At 64.7% G+C, this 15,690-nt stretch carries 18 protein-coding genes and 1 tRNA gene; 2 read left to right on the forward strand and 17 right to left on the reverse strand.

All coding sequences use genetic code 11. The features are described from left to right. Position 1: 1 nt before the first annotated feature. From pheA to GZH52_RS13255, 8 genes are all read right to left on the reverse strand, one after another. Positions 2 to 1,075 (reverse strand): prephenate dehydratase, encoded by a 1,074-nt coding sequence (gene pheA / locus GZH52_RS13220; RefSeq protein ID WP_163316991.1) that lies wholly within the window; start codon positions 1,073 to 1,075, stop codon positions 2 to 4. A gap of 203 nt (positions 1,076 to 1,278) precedes the next feature. Next, positions 1,279 to 2,484 carry an MFS transporter gene (locus GZH52_RS13225; RefSeq protein WP_163316993.1) on the reverse strand — a complete coding sequence of 402 codons (1,206 nt, stop codon included), beginning with the start codon at positions 2,482 to 2,484 and terminating at the stop codon, positions 1,279 to 1,281. 100 nt (positions 2,485 to 2,584) lie between these two features. Then, positions 2,585 to 3,667 carry a 3-phosphoserine/phosphohydroxythreonine transaminase gene (serC, locus tag GZH52_RS13230; RefSeq protein ID WP_163316995.1) on the reverse strand — a complete coding sequence of 361 codons (1,083 nt, stop codon included), beginning with the start codon at positions 3,665 to 3,667 and terminating at the stop codon, positions 2,585 to 2,587. Positions 3,668 to 3,691: 24 nt separating this feature from the next. Beyond that, a complete protein-coding gene (locus GZH52_RS13235; protein ID WP_163316997.1) occupies positions 3,692 to 4,132 on the reverse strand; it encodes a PaaI family thioesterase in 441 nt (146 codons plus the stop codon). Beyond that, a complete protein-coding gene (locus tag GZH52_RS13240; RefSeq protein WP_163316999.1) occupies positions 4,129 to 4,596 on the reverse strand; it encodes a PaaI family thioesterase in 468 nt (155 codons plus the stop codon). The genes GZH52_RS13235 and GZH52_RS13240 overlap by 4 nt, the downstream gene beginning before the upstream one ends. Continuing rightward, positions 4,596 to 7,262: a DNA gyrase subunit A gene (gyrA, locus tag GZH52_RS13245; RefSeq protein WP_163317001.1), complete on the reverse strand. Its 2,667-nt coding sequence runs from the start codon at positions 7,260 to 7,262 to the stop codon at positions 4,596 to 4,598. Before gyrA ends, GZH52_RS13240 begins: the two co-directional genes overlap by 1 nt. A 127-nt stretch (positions 7,263 to 7,389) precedes the next feature. Further along, on the reverse strand, positions 7,390 to 8,133 hold the full coding sequence (locus GZH52_RS13250; protein WP_163317003.1) for an amino acid ABC transporter permease: 744 nt from the start codon (positions 8,131 to 8,133) through the stop codon (positions 7,390 to 7,392). Positions 8,134 to 8,193: 60 nt separating this feature from the next. Further along, positions 8,194 to 9,006 (reverse strand): basic amino acid ABC transporter substrate-binding protein, encoded by an 813-nt coding sequence (locus tag GZH52_RS13255; RefSeq protein WP_163317005.1) that lies wholly within the window; start codon positions 9,004 to 9,006, stop codon positions 8,194 to 8,196. Positions 9,007 to 9,141: 135 nt separating this feature from the next. Between GZH52_RS13255 and GZH52_RS13260 the strand changes: the two genes are divergently transcribed. Further along, a complete protein-coding gene (locus GZH52_RS13260; protein WP_163317007.1) occupies positions 9,142 to 9,819 on the forward strand; it encodes a hypothetical protein in 678 nt (225 codons plus the stop codon). A gap of 52 nt (positions 9,820 to 9,871) precedes the next feature. Then, positions 9,872 to 9,947 (forward strand) — tRNA-Thr (locus tag GZH52_RS13265). Between the two features lie 163 nt (positions 9,948 to 10,110). Here GZH52_RS13265 and GZH52_RS13270 read toward each other — a convergent pair. The 9 genes from GZH52_RS13270 to GZH52_RS16890 form a co-directional block, all read right to left on the reverse strand. After that, entirely contained in the window at positions 10,111 to 10,374 is a 264-nt protein-coding gene (locus tag GZH52_RS13270; protein ID WP_163317008.1) for a hypothetical protein, read from the reverse strand. Continuing rightward, the gene (locus tag GZH52_RS13275; RefSeq protein WP_163317010.1) at positions 10,371 to 10,592 is read right to left on the reverse strand and encodes a hypothetical protein; all 222 of its coding nucleotides are present in this window, start codon (positions 10,590 to 10,592) and stop codon (positions 10,371 to 10,373) included. Before GZH52_RS13275 ends, GZH52_RS13270 begins: the two co-directional genes overlap by 4 nt. A gap of 50 nt (positions 10,593 to 10,642) precedes the next feature. Further along, on the reverse strand, positions 10,643 to 10,852 hold the full coding sequence (locus tag GZH52_RS13280; protein ID WP_163317012.1) for a hypothetical protein: 210 nt from the start codon (positions 10,850 to 10,852) through the stop codon (positions 10,643 to 10,645). Between the two features lie 522 nt (positions 10,853 to 11,374). Beyond that, complete coding sequence (locus GZH52_RS13285) at positions 11,375 to 12,133, reverse strand: hypothetical protein (RefSeq protein ID WP_163317014.1); 759 nt, start codon at positions 12,131 to 12,133, stop codon at positions 11,375 to 11,377. Then, positions 12,130 to 12,312, reverse strand: coding sequence for a hypothetical protein (locus GZH52_RS13290; RefSeq protein ID WP_163317016.1), 183 nt, complete (start codon positions 12,310 to 12,312; stop codon positions 12,130 to 12,132). Before GZH52_RS13290 ends, GZH52_RS13285 begins: the two co-directional genes overlap by 4 nt. Beyond that, positions 12,309 to 12,476, reverse strand: a complete 168-nt coding sequence (locus tag GZH52_RS13295) for a hypothetical protein (protein ID WP_163317018.1) — start codon at positions 12,474 to 12,476, stop codon at positions 12,309 to 12,311. Before GZH52_RS13295 ends, GZH52_RS13290 begins: the two co-directional genes overlap by 4 nt. A 119-nt stretch (positions 12,477 to 12,595) precedes the next feature. After that, complete coding sequence (locus tag GZH52_RS13300) at positions 12,596 to 13,039, reverse strand: hypothetical protein (protein ID WP_163317020.1); 444 nt, start codon at positions 13,037 to 13,039, stop codon at positions 12,596 to 12,598. Further along, positions 13,036 to 15,276, reverse strand: coding sequence for a hypothetical protein (locus GZH52_RS13305; protein ID WP_163317022.1), 2,241 nt, complete (start codon positions 15,274 to 15,276; stop codon positions 13,036 to 13,038). Before GZH52_RS13305 ends, GZH52_RS13300 begins: the two co-directional genes overlap by 4 nt. Then, the gene (locus GZH52_RS16890) at positions 15,273 to 15,689 is read right to left on the reverse strand and encodes a CHC2 zinc finger domain-containing protein (protein WP_239058130.1); all 417 of its coding nucleotides are present in this window, start codon (positions 15,687 to 15,689) and stop codon (positions 15,273 to 15,275) included. Before GZH52_RS16890 ends, GZH52_RS13305 begins: the two co-directional genes overlap by 4 nt. Between the last annotated feature and the right edge of the window lies 1 nt (position 15,690).

Genomic DNA, 15,690 nt, shown 5'->3' on the forward strand with positions numbered 1-15,690 from the left:
TTCAGATCACCGCCTGCGGGTAGGCACCCAGCAGCTTCACGTAGGACGCGCGGCTGCGCAGCGCGGCCAGGGCGTCCGCCAGCGGCGCGTCCTTGACGTGCCCTTCCATGTCGATGAAGAACACGTAGTCCCACAGCCCCGCCTTGGACGGACGCGACTCGAACTTGGTCATCGACACGCCGTAGCGCGCGATCGGCTCGACCAGTTCGTGCACCGCGCCGGGGCGGTTGGGCGCCGACACGATGACCGAGGTGCGGTCCTTGCCGGTCGGCGCGACGTCCTGATAGCCAAGTACCAGAAAGCGCGTGGTGTTGTTCGGCTCGTCCTCGATGTTTTCGGCGAGCTTGACCAGGGCAAAGCGCTCGGCGGCGGCCTGCCCGGCGATCGCGCAGGCGGTTTCGTCCAGGCTCGCCAGCCGCGCCGCCTCGGCGTTGCTGGCCACCGACACCCGCTCGACGCCATCGGGCAACTGGCGGTTCAGCCATTCGTGGCACTGCGCGAGCGACTGCGCGTGCGAGTAGACGCGGCGGATGCCGTCCATGCCCGGCACCTTGCGCAACAGGTGATGATGGATGCGCAGCACCACCTCGCCGCAGATCTTCAGCGGCGTGGTCACCATCAGGTCGAGGGTGCGGCCGACCGCGCCCTCGGTCGAATTCTCGACCGGCGCGACCACGTAGTCGTGGGTGCGCGCCTCTACGAGACGGAACGCCTCGTCGATCGACGAGCAGGCGACGGTGCGCGCGGCGTGGCCGAAATGCTTGGTCGCCGCCAACTGGCTGAACGTCCCCTCGGGGCCGAGGTAGGCGATCGACAACGGCTTCTCCAGCGCCAGGCACTCGGACATGATCTCGCGAAAGAGCCGCGCGACCGATTCGTCCGGCAAGGGGCCGCGGTTGATCGACTGGATGCGGCGCAACACTTCCGCCTCGCGTTCGGGACGGTAGATCACCCCGCCACCCTTGATTTCGCCGATCTCGCGCGCGTGGCTCGCACGCTGGTTGAGGAGGTCCAGTACCTGCGCGTCGATCGCGTCGATCGCGTCGCGGTGTTGTTTCAGGAGTTCATCCGACACGTTGTACTTTCAGATTTGCGCTAATTTCTCGAATTACATAAGTGTCCACGGCTTGGGCCTCGCCCGCAAGTACCGACGCCCCTCGCCCGCCATTCAGCCGCAGCCGGCGATCAGGTTGGCGGCGTCGATCACGAAGCCGGGCGACTGGTAGGCCGCGAACGTGACGGCGAGCGCCGCCACCAGCAACAGCAGCGCCGCCCATTTCATGCGGCAACCTGCCCGGATACTGGCGCTTCTCGGATCGGGTAGCTGACGGCGCAGGCGAGCACGCCCAGCACGATCGCCGCGCCCCACACCAGGTCGTAGCTGCCGGTCCTGTCGTAGATCAGCCCGCCCAGCCACACGCCAAGAAAGCTGCCGACCTGGTGCGAAAAGAACACCGCACCGGAGAGCAGGCCCAGGTTGGCGACGCCGAACTGGCTGGCGATCACGCCGTTGGTCAACGGCACCGTCGACAGCCACAGAAAGCCCATCGCGGCGGCGAACACCGCGGTGGAGAGGCCGCTCAAGGGCAGCAGCAGGTACACCGCGATTACCACGCTGCGCGCGAGATAAATTCCCGAGAGCAGGCGCGGCTTGGCAAAGCGGCTGCCCAGCTCGCCCGCGCTGAAGGTGCCGAAGATGTTGAAGAGGCCGATCAGTGCCAGCGCCGTACTCGCCACCGCGCCGGACAGGCCGTGGTCCTTCAGGTAGGCCGGCAGGTGCACGCCGATAAACACCACCTGGAAGCCGCACACGAAATAGCCGACCATCAGCAGGCGGAAGTCACGCACCTGCCACGCGCGTGCGAACTGGCGCGCCATTTCGGCGAGCAAGGGCGGGTGCGCGCCGGTGCGCTTGGGCGCCACGTCCATGCGGGTCGGCACCCTTGTTGCCGGGATGATCAGCAGGGTCATCGCGGCGAGGATCACCAGCGCCGGCATCCAGCCCGCGCCGTCGATCAGGCTGCGCTCGATCGGCACCATCGCGAACTGGCCGAAGGAGCCGGCGGCGGCGGTCAGCCCCATCGCGCGCGAGCGGTACGCCACCGGCACCACCCGCCCGACCACGCCGAAGATCACGCTGTAGGTGGTGCACGCCATCGCGATGCCGATCAGCACGCCGGACGACAAGGCAAACGCGGCCGGCGTCGCCGACATGGTGATCAGCAGCAAGCCGGCCGCGTAGATCAGGCTGCCGCCGACAAGCACCCTCCCCGGGCCGTGGCGGTCGGCCAGCGCACCGCAAAAGGGCTGCACCATGCCCCACACCAGGTTCTGCAGGCCGATGGCGAAGGCGAACGCCTCGCGGCTCCAGCCGAACTCCATGGTCAGCGGGGCGAGGAAAAAGCCGAAGCCGTGGCGGATGCCCATGCTCAGCGACACGATGACACCGCAGGCGAGCAGCAGGTGCGCAAGGGAACGATTCATGTTTATTTATAGTTCTTTGTCATTTGTGGCGGGCGAGCCAAAAAAACCCGCCGAAGGCGGGTTGTCTTGCAAGGGGGTGGCTCAGACCGTGAACAGGCGCTCAGCCGTGCTGGCGGGCAAATTCCTGCATATAGCCGACCAGTGCTTTCACACCGTCGACCGGCATCGCGTTGTAGATCGACGCGCGCATGCCGCCGGCGACGCGGTGGCCCTTGAGCTGGACGAGGCCAGCCTTCTTGGCGCCGGCGAGGAAGGCCTCGTCGAGCGCGTCGTCGGCCAGACGGAACACCACGTTCATCTGCGAGCGTGCGTCTGCCGCCACCGGCGCGCGGTAGAAGCCGCCGCTCGCGTCGATCGCGTGGTAGAGCAGCCCGGCCTTCTCGCTGTTGAGCGCGGCGATGCCGCGCAGGCCGCCCTGCGCCTTCAGCCACTTGAAGACGAGGCCGGCGATGTAGATCGGCCAGGTCGGCGGCGTGTTGTACATCGAGTCGGCATCGGCGTGCACGCGGTAGTCGAGCATGGTCGGCGTACAGGGCAGCGCGCGGCCGAGCAGGTCGTCGCGCACGATCACCACCACCATGCCGGACGGGCCGATGTTCTTCTGCGCGCCGGCGTAGATCAGGCCGAAACGCGACACGTCGATCTCGCGCGACAGGAAGTCGCTCGACATGTCGCAGACCAGCGGCACGCCGCTGTCGGGGATGTACGGGAACTGCACGCCGTTGATGGTCTCGTTCGACGTGTAGTGCAGGTAGGACGCACCGCTGCTGCCCTGGTAGCTGCCCTGCGCCGGCACCGTCGTGTACGCGGACGCCTCGCTGCTGGCGACAACGTTGACCTGGCCGTAGCGGCGCGCTTCCTTGATCGCCAAACGGGACCAGTGACCGGAGTCGAGGTAGTCGGCGTGGCCGCCCTCGCCCATCAGGTTCAGCGGCACCATGGCGAACTGCTGCGACGCGCCGCCTTGCAGGAACAGCACCTTGTAGCCGGCCGGCACGTTCAAGAGTTCGCGCAAGTCCGCCTCGGCGTCGTGGATGATCTCCATGAACTCGCGGCCGCGGTGACTCATTTCCATCACCGACAGGCCGCTGCCGTGCCAGTCGAACATCTCGGCCTGCGCTTCGGCCAGCACCGGGTGCGGCAACAGCGCCGGGCCCGCGGAGAAATTGTAGAGTTTGCTCATATGGCTTCCCGACCGTGGCCGCACTTACGCGGCCGATAACAGAAAGTGGGCGCGGGCAACCGCGACTGGCCGGGCCCGGTCTTCCTGCCAGGCTTCGATCAGCACATGCGCGACGCGCTTGCCCTGCTTGGTGATCTCACACTGCGCGTACAAGGTTTGCGGCTTGCCCGAGCGCAGGTAGTCCAGCGAGAAGTTGACGATCTTCGGCGTCTGACGGCTCTCGCGGTTCCAGATCAGGTGGATCAGCGCGGCGTTCTCGAGGAAGCCGCCGATCAGCCCGCCGTGCAGCGCCGGCAGGCGGGTGTTGCCGACGTTGTGCGGGCTGAACGGCAAGGCGAACAACAGGCCGCCATCCGTCTCTTCGAAGGTCGCGCCCATCAGCTTCGCGTACGGGATCGCGTCGATCACGCCCGCGTAGTCGTTCGCTTCGCGCAACTGGCCGAAGCGCTGCATGAATTCGCTCATGGCTCGCTCCTGTCGACCATCGGGATCGGACTCGAGCCGCGCATGAAGGTGGCGACTCCGTGCGCGATCGGCTGCCCAGGGGTTTCCTGCCAGCATACCGCGCGGGTGAACGCGACCTGGCTCGCGAGCCGGTAGCATTCTGCCGTGCAGTACACCGGCAGCCCTTGCCGCGCGCCCGACAGGTAGTCGATGCGCAAGTCGAGCGTGGCGATGGTCTCGAAGTCTGGCAGGTGCGCACAGACGGCCAGCGCACTGGTGGTGTCGACCAGCGAGGTGATCACCCCGCCGTGCAGCACGCCGGTGGCCGGGTTCCCGACCAACTCGGGCTTCCAGTCGACCACCAGCGTCGGCTGGCGGCCGTCGGTGCCGTGCCAGCGCATGCCCAGCGTCTCGCAGTGCGGCAAGGAGACGAAGAGTTGGCCCATCGCCTCCAACACCTGCGCGTTGACCGGTGCCGGCACCATTACGCTTCGCCTTCGGCAGTGCCGTCGTCAGTGTCACCCCCGGCGTCGGCGACCTTCTCCAGGCCGATCAGCTTCTCGCCCTCGTCGAGGTTGATCAGCTTCACGCCCTGCGCCGTACGGCCGGTCTCGCGCACTTCGGAGACCTGGGTGCGGATCAGCACGCCACCGGTGGTGATCAGCATCACGTCGTCGCTCTCCTCGACCAGCTTCGCGGCGACCAGCTTGCCGTTGCGCTCGCTGGTATCGATCGCGATCACGCCCTGCGTGCCGCGGCCGGACAGGCGGTAGTCGCCGACCGGGGTGCGCTTGCCGTAACCGTTTTCGGTCGCGGTGAGCACCTGCTGCGTCGCCTCGTTGGTCACTAGGAGCGAGATCAGCTGCTGGCCTTCGGCCAGCTTCATGCCGCGCACACCCTTGGACGTGCGGCCCATCGGGCGCACCTTGCTCTGGCTGAAGCGCACCGACTTGCCGGCGTCCGAGAACAGCATCACCTCGTCGCCCTCGCCGGCGGCGTCGACGCCTTCGAGCTCCTCGTCGGCCACCACTTCGTCCAGCGCCTCATCCTCGTCGACAAGCGCACCGACTGCCTTGCCGCGGGTCAGCGCGACCGCGACCAGGTAGTTGCCCTCTTCGAGGTTGATCGCGATGATGCCGGCCGCGCGCGGACGCGAGAAGTCGACCAGCGGGGTCTTCTTGACGGTGCCGTTGGCGGTGGCCATGAACACGAACTGGTCGTCAGTGAATTCCTTCACCGGCAGCACCGCGTTGATCTTCTCGCCGTCCTGCAGCGTCAGCACGTTGACCATCGGCTTGCCGCGGCTGGTGCGCCCGCCCTGCGGCAGGTTGTACACCTTGATCCAGTGGCAGCGTCCCAGGCTGGAGAAGCACAGCAGGTAGTTGTGCGTATTGGCGACGAACAGCGTCTCGACGAAGTCGTCGTCCTTGGTCGCCGCCGCCAGCTTGCCGCGGCCGCCGCGGCGCTGGCTCTGGTAGTCGCCGACCGGCTGCGCCTTGATGTAGCCGGCGTGCGAGATGGTGACCACCATGTCCTGCGGGGTGATCAAATCTTCGATATTGATGTCGGCGCCGAAGGGCTCGATCTCGGAGCGGCGGGCGTCGCCGAACTGCGCCTTGATCGCGCACAGCTCCTCGGAAATGATCGCGCTCACGCGCTCGGCGCGCGACAGGATGTCGATCAAATCGAGGATCTGCGCCATCACTTCGCGGTACTCGCCGACGATCTTGTCCTGCTCGAGGCCGGTCAGGCGCTGCAGGCGCAAGTCGAGGATGGCCTGCGCCTGCGTCTCGGACAGGCGGTAGCCGTCTGCGGACAGGCCGAAGCCTTCGGGCAGCCATTCGGGGCGCGCCATCGTCGCGTCGACGCGCGAGAGCATCTCCTCGACCAGCTCCGAGCGCCAGGCGCGGACCATCAGGCCGGCTTTCGCCTCGGCCGGCGTCTGCGACGCCTTGATCAGGGCGATGATCTCGTCGACGTTGGACAGTGCGACGGCCAGGCCTTCGAGCACGTGGCCGCGGTCGCGCGCCTTCTTGAGTTCGTAGATGGTGCGGCGGGTGACGACTTCGCGGCGGTGGCGCAGGAACTCTTCCAGCACCTGCTTGATGTTCAAGAGGCGCGGCTGTCCGTCGACTAGCGCGACCATATTGATGCCGAAGCTGTCCTGCAGCTGGGTCAGCTTGAACAGCTGGTTGAGCACCACCTCGGGCATTTCGCCGCGCTTGAGCTCGATCACCATGCGCATGCCGGACTTGTCCGACTCGTCGCGCAGGTCGGAAATGCCCTCGATCTGCTTCTCGCGCACCAGCTCGCTGATGCGCTCGAGCAGGCGCGCCTTGTTCACCTGGTACGGCAGCTCGTCGACGATGATGGCCTGGCGGTCGCCCTTGCCGATATCCTCGAAGTGGGTGCGCGCGCGCATGATCACGCGGCCGCGGCCGGTGCGGTAGCCTTCCTTGACGCCGGCGACACCGTAGATGATGCCGGCGGTCGGGAAGTCCGGCGCCGGGATGATGTCGATGATCTCGTCGATGCCAAGCTCGCTGTTGGCGAGCAGCGCGAGGCAGGCATCGACGACTTCGTTCAGGTTGTGCGGCGGGATATTGGTCGCCATGCCCACCGCGATGCCGGAACTACCGTTGATCAGCAGGTTCGGGATCTTGGCCGGCAGCACCAGCGGTTCGTGCTCGGAGCCGTCGTAGTTCGGGCCGAAGTCGACCGTTTCCTTCTCGATGTCGGCCAACAGTTCGTGCGCGATGCGCGCCATGCGGATTTCGGTGTAACGCATCGCCGCGGCGTTGTCGCCGTCGACCGAACCGAAGTTGCCCTGGCCGTCGACCAGCGGGTAGCGCAAGGAAAAGTCCTGCGCCATGCGCACGATGGTGTCGTACACGGCGATGTCGCCGTGCGGGTGGTACTTACCGATCACGTCGCCGACGATACGCGCCGACTTCTTGTACGCACGGTTCCAGTCGTTGGAGAGCTCGTGCATCGCGAACAGCACACGGCGGTGTACCGGCTTGAGGCCGTCGCGGACGTCCGGCAGGGCGCGCCCCACGATCACGCTCATCGCGTAATCGAGGTAGGAACGGCGCATCTCCTCTTCCAGGCTGACCGGGATCGTTTCCTTGGCGAAAAGCTGATCTGTCATGGGTTACGCGCTTGTCTTCTTTTGATGGCAATAACTCGGGATTCTATCATGCGCAGCCCCCGCCCGCATGGCCTGACAGCACAAAGGCCGGCGCATGGCCGGCCTTTGTGGCGGATCGCGCGACGCGCTAGCGCCCGGCGATCTGGTAACGCTTCTCCAGCCTCGACAAACCCCAAGCCATCAACATGGTCAGCGCAAGATACATGAAGGAAATGGTCAGGTAGGGCTCCCAGTAACGCGAGTACACGCCGGCCACCGTGCGCGCGGCAAACGCAAGCTCGGCAAGCCCGATCGCCGAAACCAGCGACGAATCCTTGAGCAGCATGATCGCCTCGTTGCCCAGCGGCGGCAGCATGCGGCGGAACGCCTGCGGCACCACCACGAAGCGCATCGCCTGCCCGTAGGAGAGGCCCAGCGAGCGCGCCGCCTCGACCTGGCCCTTGTCGATCGACTGGATGCCCGCACGGAAGATCTCGGTGATGTATGCGCCAGCGTTCAGCGTCAGCGCGAGCAGGCCCGAGATGAAGGCACCGTAGTTCTGGCGGATTTCACGGGCGAGGTCGCCGTCGAGCAGCAGGCCGTCGACCGGGTGGATCAGCGTCGGCATCAGCGCGAAGTGCGCGAGCAGGATCTGCACGAACAAGGGAGTGCCGCGGAAGAAGGTTACGTAGGCCGTCGCCGGCCAGCGCACGAAGAATTCGAGAAAATACTTGGCAAAGCCGTGCGGGGCGCTCGCCAGACGCGCCATCCCCATAAAGAGACCGATCAGGGTCCCGACGATCACCGCAAAAAACGTGATCACCAACGTCATGATCGCGCCGTCAACAAAGAGTGGCGCGTACTCGACAATCATTCCCCAGCGTAAATCCATCCTCTTCTCCGAGAGTGTTCCGCCCAGCGGCGGGAGCCGCCGGGTCGTCGTTACAAAAGCTTACTTGCTGCCGAAGTACTGCGCGTGGATCTTGTCGTAGGTGCCGTCGGCCTTGATCGCCTGGATACCCTTGTTGAGCTTGTCCAGCAGTTCCTGGTTACCCTTCTTCACCGCCATGCCGTAAAACTCGGGCTGGAAGCTCTGGGTATCCTCGACCATGCGCAGGTTGGCCTGCGGGTTGTTGGTCACGTAGTTGGCGACCACGCCGTTGTCGCCGACCACCGCCTGCACGCCGCCGTTCTCGAGCTCCTTGATCGCCAGCGGCAGGCTCTCGAAGCGCTTGATGTCCGGGCTGGTCTTGCCCAGCAGCTTCTGCACCACTTCGTCGCCGGTGGTGCCGGTCTGCACGGCGACCTTCTTGCCCTTCAGGTCCTGGAACGACTTGATCGCCTCGCCGCCCTTGCCGGTGGCGATCAGCTGGCGCGCCTCGAAGTACGGCTCGGAAAAGTCCATCGATTGCTTGCGCTCGTCGGTGATCGTCACCGACGACACGATGATGTCGCGGTCGCCCTGGTCGAGCGTCGCGAAGATGCCCTCCCACGGCGTGTTCACCACCTTGACCTTGAAGCCACCCTTGTCGGCGACCGCGTTGAGCACGTCGACGTCAAAGCCGACCACTTCGCCCTTCTCGTTCTGGTACTCGAACGGCGCGTACGCGGCGTCGGAGCCGACCACGTACACCTTTTCTTCAGCAGCCGCCTGGGGGGCACTGGCCGCGCCCGGCGTCGCCGCTTCATCTTTCTGTCCGCAGCCTGCCAGCACGAAAACGCCGGCCAGCATGGTCGCCAGCAAAGTCCTTCTGTTCTGTTTCATCCCCGGTCTCTCCTTATTGATTGAATAAGCGGCCAACGCAAAGCCCGTGCGGGCTGCGTGTTACTATAACAACCCACCGATGCCACAACAATGTATTGGCATTTTTTTTGCAGAATTAAATCCACCCTGAATACCATGTTTTTGCGCAATTTACTGCCAGCCTTCGTCGCACTGACGCTGGCCATCTCGCCGGCAGCCTACGCCGAAGACGCCCCACTGCCCGGCGACTTCGGCCCCAGCTTCCGTAGCGCGCCCAGCAAGCCGCGCGCTGCAAGCCCAAGCAACAGCCATGCCACCAAGCTGGACGGCAAGCGCGCGGACACCGGTCGCAAGGCAACCGCCAAGACCGCCCAGCACGCCAAGCAGGCGACCCCCAACACCCGCAAGGCCCGCTCGACCAAGGCCGTCAAGGCGCGCCACAGCACCCGCTCCGCCAAGGCCACTAGCAGCAAGCGCGTCCACAAGTCCGGCGTAAAGGCTAGCCGTACCGGCAACAAGAAGCAGGTCGCGAAGCCGGGCAGCACACGCACGGCCAAGGCCGGCAAGACCCGCCCGAGCACCAGGGAAGCCAAGGCGGTGCGCGCCAAAAAGGCAGGCAGCCATGTCAAACCGCGCCAGACTGCTTCTGCCAACAAGGTCAAGCACAAAACAAAGGCAGGCAAATCCGTACGCAGCAAGCAACAGGTCAAGGCCAGAGCCAGCTCGCGCAAGCAAGCCGCCAGGGTGCCCAAGCACACCACCCGCAAGGCACAGGTCAAGACACCCACCAGCAAGAAGACCGCCAAGGCCACCCCTACGCGCAAACGGGCGTAAGCAGCATAAGCCTTGCCAGAAGGACGCGCCTTATGCATAATTCGCGTCCTTGGCCGGCTTAGCTCAGTTGGTAGAGCACCTGACTTGTAATCAGGGGGTCGCGAGTTCGAATCCTGCAGCCGGCACCAGTATCCACGGGGCTTCCAGACATGGAAGCCCTGTTTCATTTCTACCACGGTTCAACACCGGTTCAACATTTTTCCTAAAGCTGCGTAGAGAAAGAGCGCACCACTCGGACGCCAGACGCAAAAAACCCGCCACTCGGGCGGGTCTGTCAGCAGCTGGGCGGCGTCAGCGGGCGGTCGCCTGCGCCAAGGCGTGCACCTCGCCGGCAAGGTCGGCCACTAGGTCGAGCACATCGGCCTGCAATGCGTCGGCCATGCGGAACAGGCCGCTGTCTTGATGCTCGCCACTCAGCAGCGCGGCCAGTGCGCGAAGCTGCCGGGTGCGGCGTAGCAGTGCGTCGCCGGCCTCCTCGTCCACTACAACAGCCGTGCGGCCTTGCTCGTCCTGGTTGACCCTCAGGCCGAAGTCGAAGTCGTCGCGTGCGCTCATGCTTCCACCCCCTTGAGCTCGGCGCGCGGGATCTCGTTGACCGTGTCGCGTGCCTCGCGAATCAAGTGGGCAACCCCGTACAACGCAAGGCTCAGCTCTTTGTTGTCGAGCGCGTTAAGGTCGGTGTCGCCATCCAGTGCACTACCAAGCGAATCGCAGATGCCTGCAGCCATGCTAAGGATCGTGCTGCACTTGTTGACGTTGTCCAATGCGGTCATGCCGAATCTCCATGTAGTTGACATGGAGAATGCTACCCTTGCTTGCGTTTTTACGCAACTAGTCTAGCGTCCAGCACTAGCTGCAGCGCACGGGCAAATTTGTGGTTCGCCCGGCTCACGGTTGACTGAATGAGTCCGCACGACTTGGCGGCAGCGTATACCGTCAGCCCGTCAACCTGGACAAGGCGCACGGCCTCGCGTGTCGGGCTATTGGGAAGGCTGAACGCCTCGGCCAGCAGGTCAAATTGTTCGTTGGTCATGGTTGGTCTCCGCACCGTGTTTGATTGCTTGCATTCTAGCGCAACCAATGACGTGAAATGATGAACGCACATCATTGCCTGAACCAAGGCCGGAAGCGCGCGCTACAGCGTCGAGGCGATGCCGGCATGCACATGGCCGTCCAGTGCGGCGATCTCGCGGCAGGCGTAGATTCCGTGGCCTTGGCGGGCATTGCGCGCACCTTTTTTGTCCACGTTTGTGCAAGGCGAGGGGAACGGTCGGTTTCCAGCGGGTGTCGGTCAGACTTTCGACCAGCCCCACCACCGATGCCCCACAAACTGAGGTTCTGGCGTAAATCAAATGCCCTCGAAAGCCTTGCCCAGCGCGGATTTTCGAGCAGTTCCCATTTGATTGTTTGTGGCGCCTGGGATTTTTTCCGCGCATGGGAGGACGAGTGGTCTACATGGGGCGGCGTCTATGGTTTCACCCGCCCCCCTTATGCCGGCCAGCAGCTGGCAGCAAAAAACCCGCCGTGGCGGGTATGGTGTCGTGCCTGGTCAGCGTCACATCTTCGCCGGCTCGGTCGTTCTCAGGATCGTACCATCGTTCGTCATGATCCCGATGAAAGCCCCGCTGCGTGCCATGTCGCCAAGCGTGATTCGCGGCAGCTCAGGAATCGGATTGGCGGCGATGAACGCTTCATTCTCGCAACTCTCGTCAAAGGCGCTAGTGCCGCGCCGTGCGCGCTCGTTGGCGATTTCACGCGTGCGGTGGCAGTTTCCCGCCAAGTCGTCCACGTATTCGCTCACGTCGCCAGCAGCCAGCGCGATGCGGCGCGCTACCTTGTGCAGCTTGCCGAAGCTCGGCGGGTTCGGGATCTCGCCGCCGGTCGGGTGCAGCTCGAGCAATGACCAGAAGCGGCCTTGCAGTGTGTTGTCGCGCACGGCCTCAAGCTCGGCGGCCAGGGCATCAAGGCGCTCGGCAATGCCGTCCACCAGCGCGGCACGCTCGGCCATGCGGTCGGCCAGCTCGGCGGCGATGGCAGCACGCTGGCTTGCATTCGCCTCGCGCTCGGCGGCGTCAACAGCCTGCAGCAGCCCCTGCTCGCGCACCTCGGCGCGGCCTGCGGCCTTCAGCGCGTCAGCGAGTTGTACCTCCAGCGCGTCGGCGCGTGCGTCGTTGCCGGCCAGCAATGCGGCGGACAGGTCGTTCTTGAGGCGCTCGACCTCCTGCACGCCGTCTTGCGCCTTGGCGCGCAGCCCTGCCAGTTCGGCGCGCAGCTCGTCGGCGCGGCTCATGCTCGGTTGGTTCTTCGGTTTCACTTCTTGCCCTCCTGTTTGTTGTTCAGCGCAGCCACTCGTGCGGCCTGCTCCCTGCGTTTGTCTTTCGCCAGCTCATCGCGGTAACGCGCCTCGATGCCCTCGATCTTGGCGGCGAACAGGCGCATGCCGGTGACTTGCGCGTATTCCCCGATCATCTGGCGGTAGTCCTCGCCGATCATCGCTCGACCTCGACCTGAATGACCTTGTGCCCTGCGCGCTCAAGCGCTCGAATCGCCGTGTCGGCGCTACTGAAAATGCGGACGTGGCCGGCTGCGGTTCTCAGAGGCTCGCCGTCAATCCACGTGCGCCAGTAGGACGGATACCCCTTGACCAGTGCAGTCATGTTTTCCCCCTTTTGATATTTGCACCAAAATTCATTTTCGCCCTTTTGCCCAACTAGGTCAATACACTTGACCAATGGCATCAGGGCGCAAAAAACCCCGCACTCGGCGGGGTTCGTGGTCAGCGGGTCATCGCTCGTCGTATCACGGCTTCGGCCTCTGTCATGGCGACGCGCAGCGCCTCAGCGTCTGGTGCTGATTCTGACGCGATGGCGAATCGCTCGCGGACGCGCTCCAGCAGGTCGTCGAGGTCAAGCCGTGCGCCGTACCGCTCGACCAGCTCCAGCACAAGCGCGTCCACTTCGCCGTCAGCAATGACCGTGCCGCCAGCGTTGCCGCCTCTGGCGCCAGTCAGGCGAAAGTGCAGGATCGCGCGCCCTGGTGGCTTCGGCGGGTCGTTGGCGGCGGTCAGCTCGCGCAGCAGCTCTGGCTTGTGTGCCTTGACCCGATCCAGCAGCCAGGGCGGCACCAGCGACGCCGGCCTGATCTTCAGCGCGTCGCCGTCTGCTCGAATGGTCGCGCCGGTCGCCAGCACCTCGCGGACGATTTCGGCGGCGGCGCTCATACCTGCACCTCGTCGGCAATTGCGACTTGTGATCGGTCTTTTTCACCATCCTCGACGAAAGTTTTTTCCGAATCGACCGTCACAACCGTCACACCGTCACGCTTTTTGCCATCCTCGGGCGATTCCCCGTGACGGTGTGACGGTCGTGACGGTTCATTCGTAAACTTCTCTCGCTCTGGCGCCTGCTCGACGCGCCACCACCTGCCTTGCCTCCGCGAAATAGACAAATCTTCACCAACGCTGATTCCGACCATCCGCAATGCTGGCGCGGCACGCTTGAGCGCAGCGGATAGACCGCGCTCAGACTTCGGCCATGCGTCGCCCCGACCTTGATGGTATCGCTCCAGTGCAAGCAGCAGCTCTTTCAGCGTGCCAGAGAACACCGACCTATCCTCGGCCAGCTCACGAACTGCGGTCGCAACTGGCGAAGCGTCCAAGGTGCGTTCGATGTTGCCGACCTCGCTTTGCCGGTACAGTCGCGCGAAGTCGTCCGGCGCCTTGCCCTGCGCCTTGAACATCGCCATGCCAAGCAAGCAGAAGTCGGCCATGCGCGGCCGGCGCTCTGGATCTAGGTGTACGTCGGGCAGTGCGCGCAATGTTGCCGCGAACAGATCAAGCAACGCCCCGAATAGTCGCCCGTGCTCGGCGTCGAACTTCGCTTCCAACTCGGCGCCTGTCGCGCGCGCCTGAATGGTCGGCAGGTCAACGGAAACCGTGCGACTTACCAAGTCCTGCGCCGTCACCACGGCCGCGATGCCGTTCAGCACAATTGGCCGCTTGACCTCAATCGTTGCCTCCTCGGAATCGGTGTAAAGCTGGCGACGTGCAAACCCGCCACCCGTTGCCAGCGTGCAGAATGCGTCTTGCATCTGCGGCGACAGGTGCGACAAGTTTTCGTAGGACACTAGCAGGCCTGACGCTGCAGACACAAACACGTCCTCGTTCGTTTTTGGTGCCGCGCGCAGATTCACATGGTTCGGGTCAACCAGCCGGCGCAAGTAGCTTTGTGTCGTGCTCTTGGCGCTGCCCTGCTCGCCGGTCAGCTCCAGCAGCGGGTACGGCGTATCCGGCCGCAAACACTCCAGTAGCCATGCCAGTACCAGCGGACGCGCAGATTTCGGCACGTTTACGCACGGCCACAGCGCGTCGAGGCTTCCCCCGCGAACAGGATCAGGTAGCGGCCGCATGGGTTTGCTGCGCACGAACAGCACAGGGGAATGCTCGATGATCTGCCAGCCATCGGCGCTAACCTCAACCACGCGCCATGCGTCGTCACCTAGGTCTATCAGGTAGCGGTCGCCGTGCCTCGCCACCCTGATATGCGCTTCGCGCAACTCTCCTTCATGCCGGCCGATGCCGGTCAGCACGGAAAGCGCCTCCTTGATTGCCTGATCGCGCGCGGCTTTGTCTGTCGCCCGGTAAAAGGACGCACTTAGCCAATCCCGAAAGGACGTAGATGACAGCTTCCACGCCTGATTGCTGCCGTTCAGCTTGGCGAACACATCGCCGTCCTGGTTGCGGTACAGCACACAGTTGGATTGGACGTGGCGCACCAGCGCAGTAGCTGCCGAATCTCGACCATTCGCCGGCTCGTCGTCGGCATCAGTAGCAGCGGGCGCCAGCGCCTCGGCCTCGACCATCGGCAAGGTCTCCAGCGCCTCGACGCCGTGCAGCGGCAGCCAGTCGGCCACGTCGCCGCCATCGGTAAGCTCCAGCCGGTCAACGTCTACCACGCGCACCTCGGCGCCGATGCGCTTCAGCTCTGGCAGCAGGTCGGCCAGCCAATTGGCGCCGGGCTGGTCGTTGTCCGGCCAGACGATCACGCTCCGGCCTGTCAGCGGCGTCCAGTCGGCACCGTTCACGCTGCTTGCCCCGCCTGAAGTGGTCGCCAGTCTGCCGGCATCGGTCAGTACGGCGGCGCACTTTTCGCCCTCGACCACCACCACCTCGGCGCCCTGGTGCGCGGCCAGCAGCGGCAGGTTCAGCAGCGGCTTCTTGCCATCGAAAGCCGGCTCGCCTTGCTTCCAGCGGCCACCGGACGGATGAAACGGGCGGATGGTCTTGCCGTGCTCGGTGTCGATGCGGACGCGAGCGAACAGCAGTTTGCCGGCCTCGTCAAAGTACGGGCTAACTGTCGGCCTGTTCGCGCGGTCGCGTGCGTCCTCGATGGCGTGCTGTACGGATGCCCACAGCGCCTGCTTGTGCTCGGCTGGGAACTGCATGGTCAGCGAGGTCATCGGCCAGCCCTCCACGCGCCAAGCGCCTGCGCAGCGGCTTTGAAGCTCAGGCCGGTCATGCGCTGGTGAAAATCGAGCACGTCGCGGCAGTGAACCCCGCACCCGAAGCAATGGAACCCACCGTCCGCACGGTAGCAGATGGCGCTCGGCGTCTTGTCATCGTGGAACGGGCAGCGCACCAGCCAGCCGCGCGAGGTGGCGCGCATGGCGTCCCCGAAGTGCTGGCGGTAGTAGCTGCCGGCCTCGGGCAGCAGATCGCGGCAGAATGCGCCGGTCGCGCTATAATTGGCAGGCATTTCCCTTGTGCGTGCGCCGTTCCGGTCTCTCTCCCCGGCGGCGCTTTTCTTTTTGCCGATCCCGAGCGCGGCTCGGTGTTTCAGCGTCGCCCTTACGGCATCGAAAAAGTCGGTCAAG

This window comes from Crenobacter caeni (assembly GCF_010435965.1).
In the GTDB taxonomy this organism is placed as follows: Bacteria; Pseudomonadota; Gammaproteobacteria; order Burkholderiales; family Chromobacteriaceae; genus Craterilacuibacter; species Craterilacuibacter caeni.